This window comes from Rhizobium sp. L9, assembly GCF_002531885.1.
Taxonomy (GTDB): Bacteria; Pseudomonadota; Alphaproteobacteria; order Rhizobiales; family Rhizobiaceae; genus Rhizobium.
In genome coordinates, this window is the sequence record NZ_NWSZ01000020.1 from 24,951 (window position 1) to 50,766 (window position 25,816).

General features: G+C 60.8%; 25 protein-coding genes and 2 pseudogenes. 11 read left to right on the plus strand and 16 right to left on the minus strand.

Features of this window, described 5'->3' with window-relative positions; genetic code table 11:
* The first annotated feature begins 90 nt into the window (after window positions 1–90).
* The 4 genes from CO660_RS20480 to CO660_RS20495 are packed head-to-tail and all read left to right on the plus strand — an operon-like array spanning window position 91 to window position 2,599.
* Entirely contained in the window at window positions 91–378 is a 288-nt protein-coding gene (locus tag CO660_RS20480) for a DUF2282 domain-containing protein (protein ID WP_085776890.1), read from the plus strand.
* Window positions 379–438: 60 nt separating this feature from the next.
* A complete protein-coding gene (locus tag CO660_RS20485) occupies window positions 439–1,326 on the plus strand; it encodes a DUF692 domain-containing protein (protein ID WP_097600284.1) in 888 nt (295 codons plus the stop codon).
* A 2-nt stretch (window positions 1,327–1,328) separates the two neighbouring features.
* Entirely contained in the window at window positions 1,329–2,105 is a 777-nt protein-coding gene (locus CO660_RS20490) for a DNA-binding domain-containing protein (protein ID WP_097600285.1), read from the plus strand.
* A complete protein-coding gene (locus tag CO660_RS20495) occupies window positions 2,102–2,599 on the plus strand; it encodes a DoxX family protein (protein WP_085776893.1) in 498 nt (165 codons plus the stop codon). Before CO660_RS20490 ends, CO660_RS20495 begins: the two co-directional genes overlap by 4 nt.
* Before the next feature lie 140 nt (window positions 2,600–2,739).
* Here CO660_RS20495 and CO660_RS20500 read toward each other — a convergent pair whose 3' ends face one another.
* Complete coding sequence (locus CO660_RS20500) at window positions 2,740–3,060, minus strand: ATPase inhibitor subunit zeta (protein WP_176536333.1); 321 nt, start codon at window positions 3,058–3,060, stop codon at window positions 2,740–2,742.
* Between the two features lie 166 nt (window positions 3,061–3,226).
* A complete protein-coding gene (locus CO660_RS20505) occupies window positions 3,227–4,483 on the minus strand; it encodes an arsenic transporter (protein WP_097600369.1) in 1,257 nt (418 codons plus the stop codon).
* Between the two features lie 212 nt (window positions 4,484–4,695).
* Between CO660_RS20505 and CO660_RS33915 the strand changes: the two genes are divergently transcribed.
* Window positions 4,696–4,923 (plus strand): hypothetical protein, encoded by a 228-nt coding sequence (locus CO660_RS33915; RefSeq protein WP_097600287.1) that lies wholly within the window; start codon window positions 4,696–4,698, stop codon window positions 4,921–4,923.
* A 76-nt stretch (window positions 4,924–4,999) separates the two neighbouring features.
* Here CO660_RS33915 and CO660_RS20515 read toward each other — a convergent pair whose 3' ends face one another.
* The gene (locus CO660_RS20515; RefSeq protein ID WP_097600288.1) at window positions 5,000–5,593 is read right to left on the minus strand and encodes a TetR/AcrR family transcriptional regulator; all 594 of its coding nucleotides are present in this window, start codon (window positions 5,591–5,593) and stop codon (window positions 5,000–5,002) included.
* A 132-nt stretch (window positions 5,594–5,725) separates the two neighbouring features.
* Between CO660_RS20515 and CO660_RS20520 the strand changes: the two genes are divergently transcribed.
* The gene (locus CO660_RS20520; RefSeq protein ID WP_097600289.1) at window positions 5,726–6,118 is read left to right on the plus strand and encodes a RidA family protein; all 393 of its coding nucleotides are present in this window, start codon (window positions 5,726–5,728) and stop codon (window positions 6,116–6,118) included.
* Window positions 6,119–6,158: 40 nt separating this feature from the next.
* On the opposite strand, the pseudogene CO660_RS20525 reads toward CO660_RS20520, so the two are convergent.
* The 9 genes and pseudogenes from CO660_RS20525 to CO660_RS20565 all read right to left on the minus strand — a co-directional run bounded on the left by CO660_RS20525 (window position 6,159) and on the right by CO660_RS20565 (window position 15,480).
* A pseudogene (locus CO660_RS20525) lies at window positions 6,159–7,098 on the minus strand (dihydrodipicolinate synthase family protein).
* 10 nt (window positions 7,099–7,108) lie between these two features.
* Window positions 7,109–8,062: pseudogene (locus CO660_RS20530) on the minus strand (oligopeptide/dipeptide ABC transporter ATP-binding protein).
* Window positions 8,059–9,078 (minus strand): ABC transporter ATP-binding protein, encoded by a 1,020-nt coding sequence (locus CO660_RS20535; RefSeq protein ID WP_097600370.1) that lies wholly within the window; start codon window positions 9,076–9,078, stop codon window positions 8,059–8,061. The pseudogene CO660_RS20530 and the gene CO660_RS20535 overlap by 4 nt, the downstream one beginning before the upstream one ends.
* 8 nt (window positions 9,079–9,086) lie before the next feature.
* Window positions 9,087–10,004, minus strand: coding sequence for a dihydrodipicolinate synthase family protein (locus CO660_RS20540; RefSeq protein WP_097600290.1), 918 nt, complete (start codon window positions 10,002–10,004; stop codon window positions 9,087–9,089).
* A gap of 20 nt (window positions 10,005–10,024) precedes the next feature.
* The gene (locus tag CO660_RS20545) at window positions 10,025–10,900 is read right to left on the minus strand and encodes an ABC transporter permease (RefSeq protein WP_097600291.1); all 876 of its coding nucleotides are present in this window, start codon (window positions 10,898–10,900) and stop codon (window positions 10,025–10,027) included.
* Between the two features lie 3 nt (window positions 10,901–10,903).
* Window positions 10,904–11,863, minus strand: coding sequence for an ABC transporter permease (locus CO660_RS20550; protein ID WP_097600292.1), 960 nt, complete (start codon window positions 11,861–11,863; stop codon window positions 10,904–10,906).
* Window positions 11,864–11,959: 96 nt separating this feature from the next.
* Entirely contained in the window at window positions 11,960–13,546 is a 1,587-nt protein-coding gene (locus CO660_RS20555; protein ID WP_097600293.1) for an ABC transporter substrate-binding protein, read from the minus strand.
* Window positions 13,543–14,274 carry a FadR/GntR family transcriptional regulator gene (locus CO660_RS20560; RefSeq protein ID WP_085776913.1) on the minus strand — a complete coding sequence of 244 codons (732 nt, stop codon included), beginning with the start codon at window positions 14,272–14,274 and terminating at the stop codon, window positions 13,543–13,545. Before CO660_RS20560 ends, CO660_RS20555 begins: the two co-directional genes overlap by 4 nt.
* 198 nt (window positions 14,275–14,472) lie before the next feature.
* A complete protein-coding gene (locus CO660_RS20565) occupies window positions 14,473–15,480 on the minus strand; it encodes a LacI family DNA-binding transcriptional regulator (RefSeq protein ID WP_097600294.1) in 1,008 nt (335 codons plus the stop codon).
* A gap of 324 nt (window positions 15,481–15,804) precedes the next feature.
* Between CO660_RS20565 and CO660_RS20570 the strand changes: the two genes are divergently transcribed.
* The 5 genes from CO660_RS20570 (at window position 15,805) to CO660_RS20590 (ending at window position 21,735) form a co-directional block, all read left to right on the plus strand.
* Window positions 15,805–16,791: a sugar ABC transporter substrate-binding protein gene (locus CO660_RS20570; protein WP_097600295.1), complete on the plus strand. Its 987-nt coding sequence runs from the start codon at window positions 15,805–15,807 to the stop codon at window positions 16,789–16,791.
* Between the two features lie 152 nt (window positions 16,792–16,943).
* Entirely contained in the window at window positions 16,944–18,479 is a 1,536-nt protein-coding gene (locus CO660_RS20575) for a sugar ABC transporter ATP-binding protein (protein ID WP_097600371.1), read from the plus strand.
* Entirely contained in the window at window positions 18,463–19,485 is a 1,023-nt protein-coding gene (locus CO660_RS20580; RefSeq protein WP_097600296.1) for an ABC transporter permease, read from the plus strand. The genes CO660_RS20575 and CO660_RS20580 overlap by 17 nt, the downstream gene beginning before the upstream one ends.
* 206 nt (window positions 19,486–19,691) lie before the next feature.
* Complete coding sequence (locus CO660_RS20585; RefSeq protein ID WP_097600297.1) at window positions 19,692–20,837, plus strand: right-handed parallel beta-helix repeat-containing protein; 1,146 nt, start codon at window positions 19,692–19,694, stop codon at window positions 20,835–20,837.
* 94 nt (window positions 20,838–20,931) lie between these two features.
* Window positions 20,932–21,735: a Ku protein gene (locus tag CO660_RS20590; protein ID WP_097600298.1), complete on the plus strand. Its 804-nt coding sequence runs from the start codon at window positions 20,932–20,934 to the stop codon at window positions 21,733–21,735.
* A 17-nt stretch (window positions 21,736–21,752) separates the two neighbouring features.
* Here CO660_RS20590 and ligD read toward each other — a convergent pair whose 3' ends face one another.
* From ligD to CO660_RS20610, 4 genes are all read right to left on the minus strand, one after another.
* Window positions 21,753–24,263 carry a DNA ligase D gene (gene ligD / locus CO660_RS20595; RefSeq protein WP_097600299.1) on the minus strand — a complete coding sequence of 837 codons (2,511 nt, stop codon included), beginning with the start codon at window positions 24,261–24,263 and terminating at the stop codon, window positions 21,753–21,755.
* A 1-nt stretch (window position 24,264) separates the two neighbouring features.
* On the minus strand, window positions 24,265–25,116 hold the full coding sequence (locus CO660_RS20600; protein WP_097600300.1) for a Ku protein: 852 nt from the start codon (window positions 25,114–25,116) through the stop codon (window positions 24,265–24,267).
* A gap of 18 nt (window positions 25,117–25,134) precedes the next feature.
* Window positions 25,135–25,365, minus strand: coding sequence for a DUF2188 domain-containing protein (locus tag CO660_RS20605; protein WP_077992584.1), 231 nt, complete (start codon window positions 25,363–25,365; stop codon window positions 25,135–25,137).
* Window positions 25,366–25,435: 70 nt separating this feature from the next.
* Window positions 25,436–25,699: a hypothetical protein gene (locus CO660_RS20610; RefSeq protein ID WP_097600301.1), complete on the minus strand. Its 264-nt coding sequence runs from the start codon at window positions 25,697–25,699 to the stop codon at window positions 25,436–25,438.
* Window positions 25,700–25,816 lie beyond the last annotated feature (117 nt).

The following is a 25,816-nucleotide window of genomic DNA, read 5'->3' on the forward strand; positions in this document are numbered from 1 at the left end:
GTCATCGCTGTAACAAGCGGGATCGTCGGCTCGAAAGAGGGATTACGCGGCCGATGATCGGTACGCGGACCTTTCAAGAGGAGACCATCCATGAACCGTTCCACTCTGACCCTTGCCCTCGCAGGCTCGCTTGCCACTGCGATTTCATCCGCTGCCTTCGCCGCACCGCTGCCGGCGGAGAAAATGGTGGGCAAGGAGAAATGCTATGGCATCGCGCTCAAGGGTCACAATGATTGTGCCGCCGGTGCCGGCACGACCTGCGCAGGTACATCGACGATGGATTATCAGGGGAACGCCTGGAAGGCAGTCCCAGCCGGCACCTGCACCAGCATGAATGTCAAGGGGCACATGGGTAAGCTCGAGCCGACCAAAGGCTGACCCTAAAGGGAGGCCCGATGCTCGGGCCTCCATCTTTTCTCGCCAAACCGGGAGAATGCGATGACTGCTTCGACAACCCGACCTGTCCTGCTGCCTGCACGGGGCGGCCTCGGCCTAAAGCCCGAGCATTATGAGACTATTCTGGCCGATCTGCCGGATGTCGGCTTCTTTGAGGTCCATGCCGAGAACTACATGGGCGCAGGTGGGCCGCCGCATCGCTATCTCCAGGCCATCACGGAACACTATCCGCTGTCGCTGCACGGTGTCGGTTTGTCGATCGGCTCGCCGCGTGGGCTCGACAAGGCGCATCTGAATCGACTTCGCAGCTTGATCGACCGCTATCGGCCGCAGAGCTTTTCCGAACATCTGGCCTGGTCGACGCATGAAACGGGATTTCTCAACGATTTGTTGCCGCTACCCTACACGGAAGAAACGCTGGCACGCGTCGTCGACCATGTCGATGAAACGCAACAGGCGCTCGGGCGACAATTGCTGCTGGAAAACCCTTCCACCTATATACTGTTCGCCGACAGTACGATCGATGAAGTGGATTTTCTGGGGGCGATCGCGCAGCGGACCGGCTGTGGCCTTCTGCTCGACGTCAACAATGTGATGGTCTCGGCGGTGAACCACCGGCTCGATGCCGCCACCTATATAGATCGTTTTCCGGTCGAGCTCGTCGGCGAGATTCACCTTGCCGGCTACGACGAAACCGTCGACTCCACCGGCGACCGGCTGCTGATCGACGCGCACGCGACGGCAGTGAAGAGCGATGTATTGGCGCTCTACGCACATACCCTCGCGCGCACCGGCGCACTCCCGACGCTGATTGAATGGGACAATAATGTTCCGGATTTCGCCACACTGTATTCAGAGGCGAAACGTGCGGATGCGATGCTCGCCGCCGAAACGTTTCGCCGCGGCGGGCGCCGGATCCGGGCGGCGTAACGATGGATTTCGCAACCTGCCAAACTGCCTTCGCCGATGCCTTGCTGCATGCCGAGCGGCCGGTGCCCGACGGCGTCATCAACGCACGCGGCAAACCCGACACGGTGCGGTTTGCCGTCTACCGCAATAATGTGTTCGTCGGGCTCACAAAGGCATTAGCGCAACGCTTTCCGGTGACGGAGAGGCTCGTTGGTTCGGAATTCTTTCTGGCCATGGCGCGCGCCTATGCCCAGGATCACAAGCCGTGCTCACCGCTCATCATGCAATATGGCGACGATTTCCCGGATTTCATCGCAGCTTTTGAACCTGCAAGAGCGCTTGCTTACCTGCCCGATATCGCCCGGCTCGAGGCGGCCTGGACAGACGCTTACCACGCCGCCGACAGCGCGCCTCTCGATCTTGCGGCATTCAAAGCCGTGACGCCGGAGATGCTTTCGGACTTGCGGCTCGTCCCACACCCATCGGCGCACCTGATCCAGTCGATTTTTCCGGTTGGTTCGATCTGGAGCGCACATCAAGAGGAGATGGTTTCGCCGGTCTTCGATTGGCGTGGGCAAGCGGTCCTCGTCTCACGACCGGAAATGTCGGTCAATGTTCATGTCCTGCCACCGCGGGACGCCATCTTTGCAGCCGCCTTGTTCAACGCCGCCACTCTTGGCGAGGCGGCAAAGGCGGCATTTGCAGCTGCCCCCGGATTTGATTTCGGAACGGCGCTGGTCGGTCTTGCCGGTCTCGGCGCGTTCAGCGCCCTTCAACAGTATAAAGGAAACTCCACATGAAAACCGAAGTGGCCCCTTCGCACGGCTTTGGTGCTGCCGCTGCCTCCTTCGTCACACGCGCTGAAGCGCTGCTCGCTTCCGTTCCCAAGTCGTTGCCGCTGCTGGCATTGCGTTTTGCGCTGGCTATTCCTTTCTTCAAGTCGGGGCTGACGAAATGGGACGGCTTCCTGACGCTTTCATCGGGCGCACGATATCTTTTCGAGGAGGAGTTCAAGCTTCATATCTTCGGTAGCGCAGTTGCCTACCCGTTTCCTCTGACGATGGCGACGGCCGCCGGAATTGGAGAATTGGTCCTGCCAATTCTGCTGATCCTCGGCCTGGCCACACGCTTTGCTGCTCTCGGTCTGCTGCTGATGACGGCGATTATCCAGCTCACCATCCCGGATGGCTGGGCGAATTTTCATTTGCCCTGGGCGGCAATGGCGCTGGCATTAGTCGTGTTCGGTGGCGGCAAGATCGCGGTTGATCCGTTTGTCTTGCCGCACCGCAAATGACGCGGCGACCAGACGCCTCATCTCCCCGAGGAGGCGCTCAGCTGGCATGAGGGCCTGCGCCGGACGGGAAGAGACGGTCATGAGATGTCTTCTCCGGCACGAAAGTGCCGGCAGGCTGGCGCACATCGCCCGGAAAGGCTTTAGCCGGCTTCGTCGAGGGACCTTGCGGCTTCAAGCAGAAGCTGCTTCATTTTCTCGCGAACCGTCTGAGCGCTGATAGCGACGTCTGCATATTGCAGGTCGCTGAGAATCTTTCTGAAGACGTTCTCATCGCCTGACTCCAGCAACCCGGCGGAAATGACTTCGTCGAAATAGACGTCGAAGTCGGTTCGTCCGATGAGCTCGGCCGCCCAGCGTGCCAGCATCCGGTCGCGCCTCGCCTGGATATGGAACGAACGCTCAAGCTTCACGATGTACTCTTTCTCGAGTGCTTCTTCACGCTCGTCAATGATGCCCATCATCGATCCTCCCCGCTGAATGGCCGTCAGGCGTTCGAATGTGTCGCATTCGCTGCGCAAGTAAATTCTTGCTTCGGAAACTGCCTGCATGAAGGCCGCTCGCGCCATTTTAGCAGATAATTGTGTAGATCCAAAAGGTTAGGGCGGCATGCGTCTCGCCTGTAGGCACTTAAAACAGGAAGAGCGACCCCAGAGACAGAATGAGTGCGGGGAACATGACGACGGTTCCGAGTTTTAGAAAGGTCCAGGCACCGATATGCAGGCCTTCGCGGCGCAGGGCAGACAGCCACAAGATCGTCGCCAGCGAGCCTGTCACCGACAGATTGGGGCCAAGATCGACGCCGATCAGCACGGCGCCGGCGATCTTGTCGGAGACACCGGCGGCCTGCACCACGCTGCCGGCAAGCAGGCCGGCCGGAAGATTGTTCACGAGGTTGCAGATTACGCCGACGAGCAAGCCCGCCACGCCGATCGCCTGCGATTGCGAGAACGAGGCAAGCGCAGCCAGCTGATCGGAGAGAATGTTCGTCAAGCCGGTGTGATCGAGCGCTTCGACGATGACGAACAGGCCGGCGACCAGCGGCAGAACGCTCCAGCTGATGCCCTTCATCGTCTCGGCCGGGCTTTGCCGCGTCAGCATCAGAACGATCGCGGTGGTGATCGTCCCGGCGACAAAGGTCGGCACGCCGAGATCCACATGCATGGCCGACGCCGCGATCAGAACAATGGCCGTCAACAGGATTCCCCATCCCGCCAGGCGGGCGCTGCGGGAGAGGGGCGGCCGCTGCGTGTCGGCGGCAAGAGTGTCTTCTGCAAGGGCGCGGCGCTGCGTCCAGTAGAGGCAGAGGAACGTGGCGACGATCGAAATGATCGACGGCAGCATGAATGTCGACAGCCAGCGGGACAGCGGCGGCATATCACCGCCGGCAAAGATCACCAGATTGGCGGGGTTTGAAATCGGCAGGACGAAGCTCGCTGCGTTGGCGATGAAGGCGCAGATCAACAGATAAGGCATCGGGTCCTTGACCCGGGCCGTGCGGCAGGCGGCATAGACGGCCGGCGTCAGCACCACGGCCGTCGCATCGTTGGAAAGAAAGAGGGTGACAACCACGCCGACGAGATAGACCAGCACGAAAAGTCGCCGGGGTGACCCTTTGGCGTAGGCGATTGCAATGGCGGCGATCCAGTCGAACAGGCCTTCGCGGCGAGCAAGTTCGGAGAGCAGCATCATGCCGATCAGAAAGAGATAGACGTCGCCGCCCTTGGCAACGCCCGCCAGAGCATCATGGGGTCCGAGCAGGCGGAAGGCGAGCAGGAGCAGGGCGCCGAAGACGGCCCAGATCGCTTCCGGCCACCGAAAGGGACGGACGACGACGCCCATTGCAGTGAGGCCGGCGATCCCCCAGGTCATGGCATGTTCAGTCATTTGCAAATCGCGTTCGGTTGGGGCGCGGCAGAACAGCCGCCAAGGTTGATGCAAGAGCTTTTCGGCGATCGAATACATGTTTGGCCGGGCAGTGACAAATCCGTTTATCCTGAAAAGCCGCAAATGCCAGAAGCAGCAGCTCAATCGGCCAACGGAACAATCACAGCAGGATCTGGTTTAACTCGCACCACGTATCTCCGGCGGAGGTGACGATGTGGGCAGTTCTAATTGGTGCCGCTCTCATAATTGGTGGCCTTGTTTTTCTCTTGCGGCCGACGCTTCGCCGAAAGCCGAGTGATCCGCACCTGATGCCGCAAGGCGGCGCCACCCTCGAACCTCGGCGCCAAGGCCTGAGATTTCTCAGCTTGGCGCGGAACTGGCCGGCGCTGGCTGTCATTGCGGTCGGTGCTGTTTTTCTGGTTTTCGGGAGCTACTGGTGACAGACGACAGTGTTGGCCCACTCCGCACCGCTCTCTCCCATCAAGATTCCCGATTTGCCGCCAGTATATCGCAAGCTTATGCGGACGCCTTGAGAAGGCCTGCGGCCAGGGCGCCGAAGGCCTCGACAGCTTTCGGCAGCACATGTTCCGGCTCGTCGCTGGCAGCGATCCAGAGTGCGGCATTGAGCGCGGCGCCGTTGAGCAGCCGGGCGGCTGCTTCCGCATCGACCGGCTTGAGGGCGTTCTGCGAGATAAGGCGCTCGATTGTCTGCCTGGTTGCCTGAAGACAGCTGCTCTGACTCGGCCATTGTGAAGGATCACCGAGGACAGCAGGCCCATCGAGCAGGACGATGCGCTGGACTTCCGGATCAAGCGCCATTTCGATATAGGCGGCGCCCTCGGCGAGCAGGCCCTGCCAGTCATCGCTCGCACGGGTGCCGATCTCCTTTGCGCGCGACGCCATTTCCGTGTCGATCTGATCGACAACGGCCGCAAGCAGCCCGCGCTTGTCTCCGAAGTTGTGATAAAGCGCTCCCCGGGTCAGGCCGGCTTCGGCAGTCAGCTCATCCATCGAAGCGGCCGCGTACCCTTTTTCGGCAAAGGCTTTTCGCGCGGCCGCGATCAGCTTCACACGATTTTCCTCCATCGTCTCGCTACGTTTCTTTGCCATCTCATCTCCAATTCTCACATACGAGACGTATATGAACTTGACATACGATGCGTATGCGGTTTACTAAACATACGCACCGTATATCAAATGACGAGGCGGTGTCGAATCAACGATAAGGAAGCGAGATCGACAATGACCCGACGCGAAGCAATATTTCCGGCAGACAGGCATGCTCTTTACGAGAAACACGGCTATTCGGCCGCCATTCGAACCGGCGATCTTCTGTTCGTCTCCGGCCAGGTCGGCAGCCGTTCCGATGGAACACCTGAACCGGACTTCCAGCGCCAGGTCCGGCTGGCTTTCGAAAACCTCAAGGTGACGCTGGAGGCTGCAGGCTGTACCTTTGACGACATAGTAGATGTGACGACGTTCCATACCGATCCCGAGAACCAGTTTGAAACGATCATGGCCGTCAAGCAGGAGATTTTCAGCAAGCCGCCCTATCCGAACTGGACCGCGATCGGCGTGAACTGGCTGGCGGGCTTCGATTTCGAGATCAAGGTCATCGCCCGCATTCCGGCATGATGATCCTGCAGAGCATCCCGTTCGGTCGGCGCCTTGTCCTCTACCGAGCGAAGAGCTCGGGGATAATCATGCGCGCGCGATCGCGCAGACTTGCCGCTTCTTGCTCATCAATAAAGCGGTAAGGCCAGCGCAGCCTTGTGGAGGCCGGACCCCAGTCGCCGATCACAGCGAGCAGTTTGTGGAGCGCGGCATTGGAATAGCCACGGTCACGGCGAAACGGGACGATGTGATTGTCCATAAAGGCGCAGATGCGGCTTTCGATATCCAGCGCGGCGTCCATATCCCCATGCATCAGCTCCGTCCAGGCCTGGGCGCCGCGGGGATGAAGACAGGCAACATTGGAAAACGCCCCGACAGCAACGTCCTGCTTCATGCCGGTTGCGAGATGGTGGCCGGGAATGAACAGCGAAAATTCGGAAAGATGGGCTCGTGCCTGCGCATACCAGCCAGCGTCTCCATCGGCGATCTTCATCCCGACCACTGACGGCCAGGGGCCGCAAACGTCACGGAGCTCGGCTGGTGACAGGACCCGCTTCGCATGCGGCGGATTGTAAAGAATGAGCGGGGTTCCTTCCGCCGCCTCCGACGCGCGCCTCAGGAAATCGGTGGCTTCGAGATTGGTGAGCGGCCACCAGTCGGGAAGGATCACCTGGATCGCCAATGGCTTATGAACGGTTGCGCGGCGCAACCGATCGAGCATGAGGATCGGGATCGGGCTGGCAGGCGCCGATGACGAACGGCATTCCGGCCGAGCGGCATCGCGACGCCAGCAGGTCCTGAATTCGCTCGTACTCGGCTTCCGTCTGATTGTGGAATTCTCCCGCCGTTCCGTTCGAATAGATGCCGTCGACCCCGGCGGCGATCAGTATGTCGATTTCCTCGGCCAGCCTTTCGAAATCGATGCTGTCGTCGTCCGCGATCGGTAAGAGCAGGCTTGCCCAGTTGCCCGCGATCGGGTGGCGGCGGGTTGTGATGGTCATCGCACGTCCTTCAGTTCAGGTCATCACGGATGCAGGCCTTGAAATGCCCGGTCTGCATTTCGCGCAGCTCCGGCACGGTCTCGCCGCAGGCGGGCAGGGCGTTCGGACAGCGGGTGCGGAAGACGCAACCGCTCGGCGGATTGGCCGGGCTCGGGATATCGCCCTTCAATATCTGGCGGTCGCGTCGCGCATCGGGATCCGGCGAGGGGATCGCCGAGAGAAGCGCCCGCGTGTAGGGATGCAGCGGCCTGGCATAAAGTTCGGCACTTGGCGCGATTTCCATGATGCGGCCGAGATAGAGGACGATCACCCGGTCGCAGATATATTCGACCACGGCGAGGTCGTGGCTGATGAACAGCATGGTCAGGCCGAGACGTTGCTGCAGGTCGCGTAGAAGATTGATCACTTGCGCCTGGATCGAGACATCGAGCGCCGAGACCGGCTCGTCGGCGACGATGAATTCCGGCGCGAGCGTCAGCGCGCGGGCGATGCCGATCCGCTGCCGCTGGCCGCCGGAGAACTCGTGGGCGTACCGGTTGACGGCCTCCGGCGGAAGATCGACCTATTCGAGTGCGGCGCGGGCGCGTTCCAATCTCTCTCTTGCCATCCCCAGGCCCTGGATCCTCAACCCCTCGGTTAGGATTTCGCCGATTGTCATGCGCGGCGACAGGCTCGCGAATGGGTCTTGAAAAATATATTGTATCCGGGGGCGCAGACGCCGCATTTCGGATGAGGACAAGGTGGTGAGTTCGGTGCCGTCGAAGCGGACGCTGCCAGCCGACGGCTCGACCAGCCGCAGGACCGATCGGCCGATCGTGGTCTTGCCGCTGCCGGATTCGCCGACCAGCCCGACCACCTCGCCCTTGCCGATATCGAAGGATATGTCCTGCAGGATGGTCAGCTTGGTCCCGCGGGACGTATAATGTTTCCCGAGGTCGCGGACGGAGAGAAGGGGCTCGCTCATCGGATCTCCTGCCAGCGAATGCAGCGGCTCTTGTGGCGCGGATTGACGTCGGCAAGCGGCGGCACAGCCTGGCGACAATCGTCGATGGCAAATTTGCAGCGCGGCTGGAAGGCGCAGCCGGCGGGCATGTTCATCAGGCTCGGCACGATGCCGGGTATGGCCGCCAGCCTTTCACCCGCCTGCTTCATCCGGCTGGCATCCCCGAGCTTCGGCATCGAGGCCAGCAGGCCGATCGTGTAAGGATGTCTCGGATTGCGAAAAACCTCGCCCACCGGCCCGGTTTCGACGATCCGCCCGGCATACATCACAGCCACCCGATGCGCGATCTCGGCGACGACGCCGAGATTATGGGTGACGAAGAGCATGGCCATGCCGCGTTCGCGCTGCAGCGTCTGCAGGAGAGCCAGAATCTGCGCCTGGATGGTAACATCGAGCGCTGTCGTCGGCTCGTCGGCGATCAGCAGCGTCGGGTCGCAGGCAAGCGCCATGGCGATCGTGGCGCGCTGGCGCATGCCGCCGGAGAGCTCGTGCGGATATTGCCCGGCGCGGCGCTTGGCATCGGGAATGCCGACGCTGTCGAGAAGGGCGACGGCCGCATCCATCGCGGCCTTCCGGTTCGCCCCGCGATGGATGCGGATCGGCTCCGAAATCTGGTCGCCGATCGTGTAGACGGGGTTGAGGCTCGACATCGGCTCCTGAAAGACCATGCCGATATCATTGCCGCGAATGGCGCGCATGTCCGGTTCGGCGAGCGAGACGAGGTTGCTGACCGTACCATTCTTGCGCCTCAAATGGATGCTGCCGGCGGCGATCGCACCGATATTGCGGGTCAGAAGCCGCATGACCGAAAGGCTGGTGACCGATTTTCCCGAACCGGACTCGCCGACGAGAGCAAGCGTCTCGCCGGCAGCCACCGTCAGATCGATGCCATTGACCGCCGTCACTTCGCACGAGCGGATGCGGAAGACGGTCCGCAGCCCCCTGACGTTCAGAATGGTGTCGGCGGTCTGTTGCATGGCATCCATCAGGAAAGCAGGCCCGTCGCGCGAAGAATTTCGTCGATCCTTGCCGTTTCGACCTCGTTAAGAGCCGCGCGCGGACGCGGCATCAGCGCCGTATCGATGATCCCGAGGCGCTTCATCGCCGCCTTGAAGGCGCCGATGCCGGCGGCGCCGCCGCTGACGCGGCCCGCGCCGACCGAGACGATCTCGAACAGCCGGCAGAGGCGCTCCTGCTCCTTGCGGGCCGCGACCCAGTCACCGCGCTGGGCGGCATTCCAGAGCCTGAGGTAGCCATGCGGATCGACATTGGCGATGCCGGGCACGACGCCATGGGCGCCCATCTGCAGCGCCGTATCGACGACGATTTCGGAGCCGGTCATCAGGAAGACGTCCTCGTTGTCGACGAGATCGAGCAGCACGTAACGGAAATTGCCGTCGTCGCCGCTCGAATCCTTGATGCCGACGATCGTTCCCTCCTTGGCAAGCGTTACACTGGTCTGGCGCTGCAGTTTCACATGCACGCAGACGGGAATGTCATAGGCGACCAGCGGCACGTCGACAGCATCGCGGATATAGCGGAAGTGATCGATGATCTCGGCCTGGCTGGTGACCGTGTAGAACGGCGCCGTGACGACAACCGCGTCGGCGCCGGCCGACTTCGCGGTCCTGGCATGGTTGATGACCCTGTCGGTGGTTGGATCGATGACGCCGACGATCAGCGGCACGCGACCGTTGATGACTTTGGCCGAATGATCGATGATGTCCTGCCGGGTCCTTTCGTCGTGGAAGATCACTTCGCTGGTCGAGCCGAGCACGAAGAGGCCATGGCATCCGGCCTCGATCAGATTTTCGAGCACCCGCGTGTAGGACGGGTAGTCGATCGTGTAATCCTTGTTCAACGGGGTTATGACAGGAGGAACGACACCCTTGAATTTGCTCATTTTTTGCTTTCTTTCGATCGTCAGTTTAATTCGGCGCGAGGGTCGAAGGCGTCGCGAAGACCATCGCCAATGAAGTTGATTGCAAGCACGGCAAGTACCAGGAACCCGCCGGGAAACAGCCACTGCCAGGGGTATTGTTCGAGCACGGCGGTGGAGCGGGCGGCATTCAGCATGTTGCCCCAGCTTGCCGCCGGCGGCGCAATGCCGAGCCCGAGGAAGGAAAGGCCGGCCTCGAGCAGGATGGCGTTGGCGATCTGCAGGGTCGCGAAGACGACGAGGATGTCGATCGAGTTCGGCAGTCCGTGGCGGAAGAGGAGATGCGGCAGACCCGCCCCCATGCCTCTCGCCGCCATCACAAAGTCGCGTTCACGAAGTTCGAGCAGCCGCGAGCGCACCATTCGCGCCAGCAGAGGCCAGGAGAGAAGGGAGATGACGAAGACCGTCGGCCAGATGCCGGTGCCGGCGATCGAGGCGAGCACCAGCAGGAAGATGACCGGCGGCAGCGTCATGACGAGATCGACGAAACGCATCGTGACTGCGTCCGCCCAGCGGCCGGCAAGCGCCGAGACGGCGCCGACCAGGAAGCCTATGATGGCGGAAATGACGGTCGAGGTGAGGGCCACCAGCAGCGAAATGCGACCGCCGTCCAGGACCCGGGCGAGGATGTCGCGGCCGACCCCGTCGGTGCCGAACCAGTGTGTCGGCCCCGGCGGCGCATTCATCGCGATGAGATCGATGTCGTTGGGTTTGAAGCTCCACCACAGCGGATAGGAAAGGATCGCGACGATCATCAGCGCGATGATGCACAGGCCGAGCAAGGCGGTCCGGTTGAGCAGGAAGCGATGCAGGGAGCGTACGATCGGGCCCGGGCTGCGGGCGGGGTTTCGTGCCAGCATCGCTCAGACCACCTTGATGCGCGGATCGACCACCGCATAGGCAAGGTCGGTCAGAAGATTGACGACGATCACGCAGGCGCCGATCACCAGCGTCGAGCCCATGATGACCGGGTAATCGCGGCCCTCCACCGCATCGACCATGAGCAGGCCCATGCCCGGCCAGTTGAACACGCTTTCGATGAAGATCGCGCCACCGATTGCAAGGCTGATGGTCGAGCCGATCAGCGTGATGACGGGAAGCAGCGCATTTCGCAAGGCGTGTTTGGTGATGACCCAGAATTCGAAGACGCCCTTGGCGCGCGCGGTGCGAACATAGTCCTGGTTCAGGACCTCCAGCATCGAAGCGCGCATGTAGCGCATGATCAGGGCTGTCTGCGCGACGGCCAGCAATGTCGCGGGCAGGATGAGGTGATGGAGAAGGTCGGCGACGGAAAATTCCTGGCCGGGCGTCAGCATGCCGCCTGATGGCATCCAGTTGAAATAGACCGAAAAGAAGTAGAGGCCGACAAGAGCGCTGAGGAAGGGTGGACTGGAAATACCGGTGACTGCGAAGACTGAAAGGGACAGGTCGGCGACGGAATTGCGGCGAACCGCACCGACAATGCCGGTGGCGATGCCCGCAACGATCGCGATCGCAATCGCCGATCCCATCAGGAGCAATGTCGGGCCGACGCGCGAGAGCACGAGGCCGAGCACCGGCTGGTCTGGCCGCTTGATCGAATAGCCGAGATTTCCCGTCAGCGCCTGCCGCAGCCAGCCAAGATACTGCACCGGCAGCGGCTGATCGAGTCCGAGCGTGGCGCGCAGCTCGGCCAGATCCGACGACGACATCGGAATATTAGGATCGATATAGGCGTCGATCGGATCGCCCGGCGTGAGGCGCAGCATGGCGAAGATCAGCACGCTCAAGGCAAGCAGCATGCCCACTCCGATCAGCAGACGCCGGAGACTGTATCTCAGCATGAAATCCGTTCCTGTGCGGGCGGGCCACTGCGCCTCGAAAGACGCGTGGCGCTACCGTGACCCGGCCGCCCTTTGCTTCTCAGGATGCGTGACGCCCTATTCGGCGATCGCCCATTTCTCCGGATGCGCCTGGTAAGGGCCGCCGCCGGGCGCAGGCGTCCAGATGAAGTCCTTCAGCCTGGCGGAGGCGACGCCATAGCGTTTCGCCACCCACAATGGACCCCAGGGCAGTTCCTTGTTCATCACCCTGCAGACCTCCTGGTAGCGACCGTCGCGCTTTGCAGCATTCGTCTCGCCAAGCGCTGCGTCGAGCGCAGCCGTCAGCACCGGCATGCGCACGCGCGCGACGTTCGGGCCGGCCGGCGGGATCTGCTTTTCGTTGAGGCCGACATTGATGCTGCCCGGATCCGGGCCGTTCTGAAGGCCGGCATAGACCATCTGAAATTGTGCGATGTCAGGCGTCGGGTTGAGCACGATGCTGTTATAGGTCGGGGTGTCGACGGCGCGCGGCGTGACGTTGATGCCGACCTGGGCGAGCATCGCCTGGATCGCCGCCATGACATTGGCGGCAAGCGGCGTCGTGTAATAGGTCAGAAGCGTGATCGGCTTGTTGCCGTTGATCTCATCCCAGCCGGCCTCCTTCAGCAGTTGCTTCGCCTTTTCCGGATCGTAGGCATAGGTCTCGATGCCTTTCGACACCACCTGATCGGCGACATAGGCGCAGTTTGCCGGTTCGGCGGCGCCGCCGTAAAGGCTCTGGATGATCGCATCGCGATTGATCGCATACATCACCGCCTGACGGACCCGAACATCCTTCCAGATGGGTGAGTCGTGGTTGAAACCGAGATAGTTGACGACGAAGGAGTTGCCTTCGATGACGCGGAAATCCTTATTGTCGTTGAAGGCCTTCAGATCGTTGGAATCGACATAGGTGAACTGGATCTCGCCGGCGCGCAATGCGGCGATCGCCGCTGCCGGATTGGCGAAATAGCGGTTGATGATCTTTTCGAGCGCCGGTTTGCCGCCCCGGTAGTCGGTGTTGGCGACAAGTTCGACATATTGATCGGTGACATATTTGCTGAACTTGAACGGCCCGGTGCCGATCGGCGCCGTGGACCACCACGTATTCTTGGCGAGCTGATCGGCTGGGATCTGCGAAAGCGCGTGCTCCGGCAGCATCATCACCTTCGTCAGCGTGTCCATCAGGCTTGCGGACGGGGCCGACAACTTGATGATCAGGGTCTTGTCGTCCTTTGCCTCGACCGAGGAAACGGCATTCAGCCGCGCCGCCAGGACCGAGCCGGTCTTGGCATTCTTGGCGAGTTCGATGGTGAACTTGGCGTCCTTTGCCGTAAAGGGCTTGCCGTCATGCCATTTCGCATCGGCGAGCATGAAGCTGTAGGTCAATTGGTCGGGACTGACCTCGTAGGACGAGGCGAGCTGGCCGACGACCTTCTCGAGCTTCTCGTCATAGGCCACTAGCGGCTCGAAATAGACGCTGAGCCATGTGAAGCCGCCCGTCGCGGCGAGCGGATTGAAATTGCCCTGGAAACCACCAGGCCCGACATCGAAGCCGCCCGACAGCGTGGCCGCCTGCGCGGGGCCGGTGAAGGCTGGGGCGACGGTCGTCGCCATCAAAGCAGTCAATGCGATGGCCGAAGATAGTCTTTGCAGTCGTTTCATTGTGCTCCTCCCAGATTTGCACTTTTCTTGTTGGCTGCGATCACCCGGGAAATGCCGTCATAATGGCGGTCCAGGCGCTTCTGCGCTTCCGCGACGTCCTTCGCTTCGATGGCGTCGACGATCGCCGCGTGATCCCTCCAGGTGGCGACGGGGTCGACATTGTCGAGGTTGACGAAATCGGACGCCTTGTAGAAGGCGAGCCAGAACACATCGATCAGCCGGGCAAGCGTCTCGTTGTTCTGGCAGCGGAAGAGCAGGGTATGAAAAAGCTGGTCTTCGTCGGCGAAGGACTGCCCACGTTCCGCATGGATCCGCATGCGCTCCACCGCGGCGCGCAATTCGGCGATATCGTCGTCGCCGATCATTTCAAGCGTCTTGCCGATCAGCCCGACTTCGAGAGTGCGGCGGATCTCGATCACTTCTTCGATCTGTCGCAACGCGCCGCCGAGGCCATAAGCGAGATTGTCGAGCAGCGGCTCGAATGAGAACGCCTTCACGAAGATGCCGACACCCCGGCGCGACTCCAGCACACCCAGCGATTCCAACGCCTTGATGCCTTCGCGCAGGGAATTGCGGCTGACGCCGAGCTGGTTTGCCAAGTCGGATTCAGCCGGAAGCAGCGTGCCCGGTTTGAGCCCGTTGTCGCTGATATAGGCGCGCAGGCTCTCCTGCACGGAGACGTGAAGAAGAGGCGCACGGGTAAGCGGCTTCATGGATTTCAGCGGCATGCCTTGTCATTTCCGTCTGCGATGAAGATGCCATAGACATATCCACTTGTAGGATATCCGTCAAATAGATTTGTCCGCTGCTGGGAGTGTCAGCGGTAGGCATGGTGGTGATCGGAGGATTGCCGCCCGTTGCGACAGGTCCGCGGCTTGTGTCCGAGTGAGTGGCGGAAAACTAAACGAACGGCCTGCCGCCGACCCTCAGTCAGGTTGCGGTGGAGCGGTCGTTTCCCCCTGCGAAAGCGCGCAGGCGAGCAAGATGGGATGTCCGATGCCGGGCGTCGGTTGCTTGTTCAAAAGAACCGCGACTGCCGCAGCAGCGATCTTTTGAATCGGCTGTTTGACGGTGGTCAGCCGCGGCGTGGTCATGCTCGCGAGCGGGATGCCGTCGAATCCGACGATGGAAAGGGCTGCGGGTATCGGTATTCCCAGATCATGTGCCGCTCTCATGCAGCCGATCGCCTGCTGATCCGAACTTGCAAAGATCGCGGTCGGCCGTTCGCTGCGGGCGCGTGCCAGCAGATAGTTTCCCGCCGATCGTCCGCTTTCATAATCGAAAGCCGCCTCGGCAATCAGCGGCGACCCTATTTGTCCGCCGTCGTCGGGCTGCCCCACGGCGTCGAGGTAACCTTTGAGGCGATCGTTGGCAGGCACGGAATGTCTGGGGCCCGAGATGAAGCCGATGCGGCGATGACCAAGCTGCAAAAGATGCTCGACGCCGAGACGTACGCCCGCGCGGTGGTCCGAGGCGATGCCGGAATATCCGGGCATGAGACGATCGACGACGACGATCGGCAATCCTTTCGGCAGCTTGAGCGTATGGAAATCATTGCTGGGAACGAGGATGATGCCGTCGACTTTCCGGCTTGTCAGCTGCCCGATCCGGTCTGCTTCCTTGGCCGCATCGTCAAAAGACGTCATGACGATGATGTTGTAGCCATGGCTTGCCCCAGCCTGTTCGGCGGATTGCACGAGTTCCGAAAAGAAGGGATTGGTCAGATCCGGAATGACGATGCCGATGAGGCGGCTGACCTTGCTGCGCATGCTTCGTGCCGACGGGTCGGGCATATAGCCGACTTCGTCGATGATGCGTCTGACGCGTGTCCTCAGTTCATCCGTCACCGAGGGGTGGTCATTCAAAACCCGTGAGACGGTCCCGGTGGAAACGCCGGCAAGCTTGGCAACGTCTCGAATTCCGACCTTTGGCATAATGGAAGAACATGTCCCTTCATTTCAGTCTCGGGGACGTGGAGGCACCCGACCGGGCTTCAGCTAATGGTCTCCATCGCCTTCGTCAAAGGGCTGCAGTTAATTTGACGGCGTCTCATAACACGAGAAACGCCGGCATTCAATGGAAACGGTTCACCGTTGATTCTTGAGAAGGTCAGGATTGCTGCCGCTTCCTCCTGGTTCTGCCCAATTTTCGCCGCCTTGACAATCTTGCGGGCCGTTGTTACCCAAGTGGCGTTGGAAACGGTTCATCAGCGAAGGCACTCAGGTGAGGATAGGCCCGGAACCGTTCGGAGGAGAGAAATGTCCCAATATACGAAGCGTGATTCCGTCCTGATGCGTGCGCCGCGCCGTGCGGCATTGAAGCTTGGACTTGCCGGCACCTTGGTGCTCGCACTGTCTTGCGGCGTGTCGCCCGCTTTTGCAGCCGGCAAGCCGAAGGTCGGCCTGATCATGAAGTCTTTGTCCAATGAGTTCTTCAAGCAGATGAAGGCCGGTGCCGATAAGTATGCGGCCGAGAACAAGGACAAGTTCGACTTCAAGGCCGTCGGCATGAAGGACGAGCGCGATTTTGCCGCCCAGGTCGATGCCGTCGAAAACTTCGTGACGCAGAAATACGACATCATCGTCGTCGCCCCGGCCGATTCGAAGGCCATGGCCACGCCGCTGGCAAAGGCCGTGAAATCAGGCGTCAAGGTCATCAATATCGACGTGCCGCTCGATGCCGATGCCAAGAAGGCAGCCGGCATCGACCTGGCATTCTTCGGCCCCGACAACCGCGAAGGCGCCAAGCTCGCCGGCGATGCTCTGGCCAAGGATCTGGGGGCGGGCGCCAAGGTCGTCATTCTCGAGGGCAATCCTGAGGCCGACAATGCCAAGGAGCGCAAGGAAGGCTTCATGGACTCCGTCAAGTCGGGCAAGCTCGAACTTCTCGACAGCAAGACCGCCCATTGGGAGACGGAAGAAGCCAACACCGTCATGACGAATTTCCTGACGAAGTATAAGGATATTCAGGGTGTCATGGCGGCCAACGACTCCATGGCGCTTGGCGTCGTCAAGGCCCTTGATGCAACCGGCCAGGCCGGCAAGATCAAGGTCGTCGGCTTCGACAACATCCCGCCGGTGCAGCCGCTGATCAAGGACGGCAAGATGCTTGCCACCGTCGAGCAATATGGCGCGCAGATGGCGGTCATGGGCATCGACTACGGTATGCGTGAACTTGCCGGCGAAAAATTCACCGGCTGGGTCAAGACCGACATCAAGCTCGTTACGTCAGGTGACCTCAAATAATCGACATTGCCGACTGGTTTAGGACGAAAGGCGCCGGCTGCCGCCGGCGCTGACCGCTGCCACTCGACTGAATGGTGATCACTCCGACGGGGCTCGTTGCGGGCTTCCGGAGTGCGCATGTGTGGGTGATGGCCAAGGAACTCAAACGGATCATGCACGAGGTGGACGTGTCGGACGCAGCAGATGACCACATCCTGAAGCTGGAGGGGATCGGCAAGCGCTTCCCGGGCGTCGTCGCGCTCAGGAATGTTTCCATGCGGATTGGCCGCGGCAAGGGCCACGTCCTGCTCGGCGAGAATGGCGCAGGCAAGTCGACCCTGATCAACCTGCTGGGCGGTGTGTTCAGGCCGGACGATGGCCACATTTCGTTCGACGGCAAGCCCTATCATCCTGCCTCGCCGCTGGAGGCCTTCAAGGCCGGCATCCGCGTCATCCACCAGGAACTCCACCCCCTTTCCAATCTCAGCGTCGCTGAAAATCTGCTCTTCGAGCATCTGCCGCGTCGATACGGGCTGGTGGATTACAAGCAAATGAACCGTCGGGCGGCCGAACTGCTGGCGGAAGTCGGTCTCGATGTGGCGCCGACGACGCTCGCCAGTCGCCTCAGCGTCGCGCAGTTGCAACTGCTCGAGATCGCCAAGGCGCTCTGCTATGAAAGCAAGCTGCTCGTTCTCGACGAGCCGACGGCAACCTTGACGTCCAAGGAAGTCGATCGGCTATTCGAAATTCTGAAGCGGCTGAAGGCGCGCGGTGTGACGACGCTCTATATATCGCACAGGCTCGAGGAGATTTTCGAAGTCGGAGATGACGTCACGGTGCTGCGCGATGGCCAGCATGTGATCACGCGTCCCCTGTCCGGATTGGCCATTCCCGACATCGTTGAGCTGATGGTCGGGCGAACGCTCTCGGATCATGGCGTCTTTCGCAGTGACAGCGCGGTGTTCGGCGAGGCGCTCGGTGTCTCCGGTCTGAAAGTGACACGAAACAGCCCGGAATTGTCTTTTTCGGTGGCCAAGGGCGAAATCGTCGGCATTGCCGGCCTTGTCGGCAGCGGCCGGACGGAGGCGGTCCGCGCCATATTCGGCGCTGACGTCAAAGCCGGCGGCGAAATCCGCATCGACGGAGAGCCGGTTGCGATCAATGCGCCGAAAGATGCGGTTGCCGCCGGCCTGTGCCTGGCGACGGAAGACCGCAAGCTGCAGGGCCTGATGCTCGACATGAGCTGCGCGGAAAACACCACGGTCACCGACCTCGGCAAGATCTCCCGCAAGGGGCTGATCAGCCGCAGGATGGAGAACGAAAACGCGCAGCGTCTTGTGCGGGAGCTACGCATCAAAACGCCATCCGTCCATCAGCTGGTCAGAACGTTTTCGGGCGGCAACCAGCAGAAGGTGGTCATCGCCAAATGGCTGTTCCGCGGTCCCAAGGTGCTGATTTTCGATGAGCCGACCCGCGGCATCGATGTCGGCGCCAAGGCTGAAATCTACGAGCTTCTCTGGAAGTTTGCCGCTGAAGGAAAGGGTGTTCTGGTCGTATCCTCGGATCTGCCGGAGCTCATCGGCATCTGCCATCGCATCATCGTCCTGTCGGACGGCAAGATCGCCGGCGAAATCGCGCGGGATCAATTCGAAGAGAGCAGGATCCTCTCACTTGCTTACAAGGAGTACAGTCGTGTCCGGCAACATTGAAACCAAGATCGAAGCGAAAGAGACAGGCTTCTGGGACAAGCTGATCCGGATCTCGATGAAAGAGGCAGGCGTTGCCATCGCCCTCGTCCTGATCGTCATCTTCTTCTCGGCGACGGCGCCCTATTTCGCGACGCCGGAGAATTTCCTGAAAATCTTCGTTCAGATTGCCATCAACACCGTGCTTGCTTCGGGCATGACCTTTGTCATCCTGGTCGGCGGCATCGACCTTTCGGTGGGCTCGCTGCTGGCCCTTTGCACGGTGATCGGCGCGACGATCATGATCGACCCCAGGTTCTCCCCCTGGCAGGCGATCGTGCTCGCTTCGCTCGCCTCGATGGGCACCGGCGCGCTCCTTGGCGCCATCAACGGCTGGGTCTGCGAAAAGTGGAAGCTGCCGTCCTTCATCGTCACGCTCGGCATGCTGAATGTCGCCAGCGGCCTGGCACGCGTCGTCAGCGACAACTCCACCATCACCGGCCTGCCGCAGCCCTTCGTCGATTTCGGAAATCTGATCTTCTGGGGCATCTTCCCGTCGATCTTTCTGATTGCGATCGTCGTCGTCCTCGTCGGCTGGTTCGTGCTGCGTTACACCGTGTTCGGGCGATTCGTCTTCGCAATCGGCACCAATGAAGAAGCTGTGCGACTGTCGGGGCACGAGCCGAAACGCTATAAGATCGCGGTGTTCACCATCTCGGGCCTGACCGCCGGCATCGCCGCCATGGTCTATCTGCTCCGCCTCAATGTCGGCAGTCCGGTTGCTGGCATCGGCTATGAATTGAACGCGATCGCTGCGGTCATCATCGGCGGCACCAGCCTCTCGGGCGGCAAAGGCTCGATCGTTGGAACTCTGGTTGGTGCCTGCATTCTGCAGGTGCTGTCGACGGGACTGCAGTTGCTGGGCGCCGATGACAACATCAAACCGATCGTCATCGGCGCCGTCATCGTGCTTGCCGTCATCCTCGACAGCTATCGCGGCCGGTTGATGCGGATACTCGAAACGCGGTGACCGACCGCGAGGCGTGGCGGCGTGCGAAGTTGAGGCAGGCCGCCAAAATCCTGCCACATGCCGCCTCATTAATTCGACGCGGCTGCGTATGTCTTAGATCGCAATTGATTTAAGCATAATGCTGCAGCAGCTCAAAGCCTAGCCGCACCCCTTGGCGCATCTGAGAAGATGCGCGGCGCTGCGGTAACCGCGTCGATGGAGATCCGATGCCCGCAATCCTGCGAAAGAAAGTTCACGGCGTATCCACGCGGGCTGAGGTCATCGACGGTGCAGAGGATATCGGCCTCGCCTATCAAGTGTTTTCCGATACGGTGGTCGAAGACGTCATCGTCAAGAACTCGCCTCGTGGCTTCAAGTTTCACAATGGCAACAACCTCGTCGTCAGGCGCTGCGAAACGGAGAATGTCAAGGGCGACGGCATCTATCTGACGAAGACGAAGAACGTTCTTCTGGAAAACAACCGCATGGGGGCGGCTCCGGGCGAGGGCGCGGACTGCTGCCAGTTCGCCTATCAGAACAGCGACGACAATATCAGTTCGGATGTTGTGATCCGCGGCAACCTCTTCCTGCAGTCGCCGACGAGCACCTCGAACAAAGGGGCCCTGGTCTGCGACAAAACCCGGAAATATCTCGTCGAGTACAATTTCATCGGCGGCAAGAACTTCTCCTTTTCATCGATCGGCGACGATGCCGTGGTGCGCAGCAACATCATGCGCGACGGCAGGATGAACGACTATTCCTTCGGCTACGGCATCGGCGACAAGGCTGATCATGCCGGCCATCACGTCTATGACAACTGGATCGAGAACAACAATCGCGGGATCAGCCTGAGCGGCTTTTCCGACCAGGAGCTGGCCTTTCGCAAGGATATCGACATCCACGACAACGTCATCAGCGGATGCGACATTGCCTTCTTCGCCAATCGGCCATGGTCGGGGAGTTTCCGGCGCAACATATTCATGCGATGCGGGCAGGACATGATTCTCTCGGGAAAGGGCAAAGCCACCGCCGGCGAGATCGACGGCAATTACCGCAATGACGGCAGCTTCTTGAACCTTGTGGCGCCGCCCCTCCGCTTCAATTCCGACGGCAAGGCCTCCGTCGCTTCGGGGGAATGGACATCCGAACCCGATGAGATCGCTATCCAGTGGCGCGACAAGGGAGCTGATATTCCTGGCGCCAACCGGCCGTCGATTACCGTCGAGCCCGGCATGGAATTGTCTTGCGTGCTGTTGGCCCGTAAGGGCCGCAATTGGATGCTCGCAATCGCCGAAACCGCCTATGACGAGTTCACGCCGCGCGCTTGGGAGGAAAAGAAGCTGCCGTGGCAGAAGCGGTATCTCTCGATCTAAGCCAAGTGCTGCCTGCCATGCCGGGCCTGGAACCGAAGACCGGTTTTTGCCGTTGATTGCCAATGTTCCCTCGGTCCGGGAGGGCAGGACAGTCATGGCACGTCAGACGTTCTGGAAAGGATATCTCAAGTTCTCGCTCGTCACCGCCTCCGTCTCGCTGACGCCGGCGACGACCGAAGGCAACAAGGTGCGTTTTCACGTCCTCAATCGCGAGACAAAAAATCGTGTCGAAAGCCGTTATGTCGACAGCGTTACCCATAAACCGGTGGCTGACCGGGACCAGGTGAAGGGTTACCCGCGCGGCGAGGACGACTATATCATTCTTGAGGACGAGGAGATCGAGGAAGTCGGGCTCGAAAGCACTCGGACCATCGATATCGAGAGTTTCGTCCCGCGCGGCTCGATCGATTGGATCTGGTACGACAAGCCGCATTTTCTGGCGCCGGAGGACAAGGTCGGCGTGGAAGCCTTCTGCGTCATCCGCGAAGCGATGAAGGCAAACGACGTCGTCGGCATTGCCCGCCTGGTTCTCTATCGCCGCGAGCGTGCCGTGCTCCTGGAGCCGCAAGGCAAGGGCATCGTGCTCTGGACCCTGCGTTACGGCGATGAGGTGCGCAAACCCTCGACCGAAATCGACGACAAGGCGGATATCGACGGCAAGCTACTGACGCTGATGAAGCGGCTGGTGAAGGAAGAGACGAAGGATTGGAGCCCGACCATGGTGCAGGACCCGATCCAGAAGCAGCTGAAATCGATGATCCGCGGCAAACAGAAGAGCCTGAAGAAGGCGGCGCCCGACAAGAAAACCGCACCGGTAAAGTCGACCGGCAACGTCATCAACATCATGGATGCGCTGAAGAAGAGCCTGACGGCGGAAGGCGGGCGGAAGTCGCGTTAGAGCTGGGAGGGCTCCGTTTAACGCTTCTTCTTTTCCAACGGTTTCGCCGCGGCGAAAAATCCGTCCCAGGGATCTTGCGGCAAAGCGTCGAGCCGGGTTGGCGTATTATCAACCGTGAAATAGGCCGGCCCGACGTCGGCCGTGAGTTCGCTCCATTCCAGCGGCATTGAGACTGCGGCGCCCGGCCGTGCGCGTGTCGAATAGGGCGCGACTGCCGTATTGCCGCGACCGTTGCGGAGATAGTCGATGAAGATCTTCCCCTTTCGCTTGGCCTTCGTCGCCGTCGCCAGATAGCGGTCGGGATCGTCGGCGGACATGCTGTCGGCAAGCCACTTGGCGAACCCCTTCACCTCGGCCCAGCCGGCCTTCGGCGTGAGCGGGGTCACCACATGCAGGCCCTTGCCGCCCGAGGTCTTGACGAAGGCGGCGAAGCCTTCGGCCTCCAGCCGCTCCTTCAATTGGTAAGCAGCGGCGATCACATCTGCCCACGCCACCTCGTCATCGGGATCGAGGTCCATGGTGATCATATCGGGCTTTTCCCAATTGCCGGTCGTTGTGCCCCAGGGGTGGATTTCAAGCGTTGCCGATTGCACCAGCGCCACGATGCCGTCGAAATCGGTAATTCTGAGCAGCTTCTCCCCCTGCTTGTCCTTAGGGTCGGTAATCTCCTGGATATGCGGGTTCATGCCCTTCCAGGCGTGCTTCTGGAAAAACCGCTGCCGGCCGTTGATCCCGTCCGGCAGGCGCAGGAGCGCCAGCGGCCGGTTGACGACATAAGGCGCCATGAAGCGCCAGACCTGGGCGTAATAATTCGCCAGCCCTTCCTTGGTAACGCCCTCGTCCGGCCAGTAGATGCGGTCGGGGTGGGTGAGTGTCACAGCCGATTTCGGCAGGGCAGGGGCCATGGTCTTTTCCGTCTCACGCGTCACGTCCTTCGCAGGCTTGTCTTCCCGCAAGCCGCGGAAAGCCGCGTGGCGCAGATTGCCATCGGCCGACCAGGCGCGGAACTCGACCTCGCCGACCAGCTGCGGTTTCACATAGATCAGCCCGCGCCGCTCCTCTGATGTCAGCTTGTCGTCGAATGAATTCTCGTTCTGCATCAGATGCGACAGTTTCTCATAGAGCATCTGCGCAGTTGCCGCCGTATATCCGGTGCCGACGCGCCCGACATGTTTGAGTTCGCCGTCCTGGTAATAGCCCATCGCCAGCGAGCCGATCGCATTCTTCATCGAGGTCGACGGCACGTAGCCGCCGATGACGAACTCCTGCCGGTGCGAACATTTCGATTTGATCCAATCGCCTTTGCGTCCCGAGGTGTATTTGCTGCCGCGCAGTTTGGAAATCACTCCTTCGAGGCTGAGCCGGCAGGCATGGTCGAGCACCAGGCTGCCGCTTTCGTTGAAATGCCCGCTGTAGCGCAGCTTATCATTGTCACCGGGCAGCACGCTTTCGAGCAGCTGCTTGCGATCGGTGAGCGCTGCATTCAGCAGATTATATCCGTCGAGGTGAAGAAGATCGAAGGCATAGAAGACGAAGCGATCATCGCGGCCCTCGCTCAGATCGTGCTGCAGTGCCGAGAAGTCCGAGGCGCCGCTATCGCGCTCAACGACGATTTCGCCGTCGATCACCGCCGATTTCACGGGCAGGGCGGCAAAGGCCTCGAGCACCTGCTTGCCGAATTTATCCGTCCAGTCGAGGCCGCTGCGGGTCAACATCTTGACCTTGCCGTTCTCGACCCTGACCTGCAGACGGTAGCCGTCGAACTTTATTTCGTGGATCCAGCGATCGCCAGCCGGGGGCTTCGGTTTCAATTTGGCAAGCGCCGGCTCGATGAAATCGGGCATTGCGCCTTTGCGCGCACCCTTCGGCCACTCGCGTTCTCGCGGTGCTGGGGATTTGTCCTTCGACGCCGCTTTCTTGGCGGCGGCCGGCCTGCCGTCTTTCGACTTGGACTTCCAAGTCGCGTCCGGATTTTCCGCCACCTCTTCGAGTTGGCGGCCGGTCTTTGCCGATTCCGGTCGCTCCTCGAGAATATCGCCGTCGTGGCGCGCCTCGGCGTCATCTCCCTTGATCAACAGCCAGTTCTCCCGCTTTTCCCCGGGGCGCCCATGCATGCGCACGAGGTGCCAGCGACCCTTCAGCTTCTCGCCGTCGAGCTCGAATTCCATATGGCCCTCGCGATAGTCCTTCTGCGCATCGCCGAGCGGCGTCCACGTGCCGCGATCCCAGACGATGACAGTGCCGCCGCCATATTGTCCCTTTGGAATGATGCCTTCGAAATCGCCGTAGGACAGCGGGTGGTCTTCAACGTGTACGGCAAGACGCTTGTCCTCCGGGTTGAGACTCGGGCCTTTGGTGACAGCCCAGCTCTTCAGGACTCCATCCATCTCCAGCCTGAAGTCGTAGTGCAGCCTCGTTGCGTCATGCTTCTGAATGACGAAACTGTTGCCGCTCGCGCGGCCTTTGAGGCCGCGCGGCTCCGGTGTGAGTTTGAAATTGCGCTTCGCCTCATAGGTCTCGAGGGCCATCTCAGCCTGCCTTCTTCCTTTGGCTGTCACCGCGCCCCGGCGCCTTCTTTTTTGCCGGAGCCTTCTGCGCCGCCTTGCCGCTCAGCTTGGCGCTTTGGCGCAGCGCCTCCATCAGGTCGACGACCTTGCCTTCGGGCGCCGGTTTCTTTTTCGGTGGCGCCCGGCCCTCGATCTTTGCCTTCACCAGTTCGACGAGTGCCGCTTCGTAGCGGTCCTCATAGGCGCTCGGGTCGAAGCTGCCGCGCTTGGTTTCGATGATGTGACCGGCGAGTTCGAGCATTTCCTTGTCGAACTTGATGTCGGGAATGTCTTTGAAGACCGCGTCGGCCGAGCGCACCTCATAGTCGAAGTTCAGCATGGTCGCGATGATGCGGCCCTCATGAGGCCGGATCAGCAGCGTTCGGTTGCGCCGGAAAAGCACGGCTTCGGCGAGCGCCGCGACCTTGCCGTCGCGCATACTGCGGACGATCAGCGACAGCGCTTCTTCATCATGTTCATCGACGGGCGCGAGGTAATAGGGACGATCGAAATAGAGCTTGTCGATATCGTCATAACTGATGAAAGCTTTGACGTTGAGCACCTTGTGACTTTCCGGCATGATCTCCGCGATCTCGTCGCCTTCTATGACGATATAGTCGCCATTCTCCATCTGATAGCCCTTCACCTGATCGTCCCGCTCGACCGGTTTGCCGGTCTCGCTATCGACGAATTGCCGTTCCACCCGGTGGCCGGTCCTGCGGTTGATGATGTTGAAGGAAACGCGGTCGGAGGAGGAGATGGCGGTATAGAGCCCGACAGCGCAAGCAAGGTCGCCCACCTTCAGATGACCTTTCCAGCTTGCCCGCCCGGTCATGCCATCCTCCGCTGCAGATCACAGACGCCCGTTGCTCTTATCGGTTTCGAGCTCCTGGAACGCCCAGCCGCCATCGGGAGAGGGATAGGCAAGCAATGCGTCGCCGTCGCCGATTTTCTGACGTGACGCAGCATCCTTGGCGTGGACAATCGCTTCCTCGGCCGTCGCATAGGTTTCCGACAGCGTGTCGCCGAGCTTGTAAGCCCAGCCATTGTCATGCGGCACAACCTGATAGGTGATATCGGCCATTTCGGATCTCCTCTTTGCAGTTCGATGGGGAGTGATGATGTCGGCCGAAAACCGCGCACAGTTTTCGGCATTACCCCTGGTTCCGATTTGGTTTGCGCCTTTCATCAAGCGCGATGATTTTCTCCAGGGAGGCGATGTCCTCACTGGTGACGACGGGGACCGGATCGGACGCGATCGCCTCCAGCACCTCCTGCGAGATGGCGCCGTTGCGGATCGCCCATTCCAGCGTCTCGCGCGTTTCCCGCTCGGCCTTCAGCTGTGCATAGAGCGCGACGATCAGCCGGTCGCGGGCGTCCATCCGCTCCTGACGATGCATGTTGCGGGCATGCGGCATCGCTGTGCACCTTTGTCACTGATCTCGTTCAGGTGTAATCAACCGATGAGGGATGGAAAGGTTCCGTTACCAGGCGTTGCGCCGCCGTTGCGGGCCGCGGCGCAACTCGCTATCTCT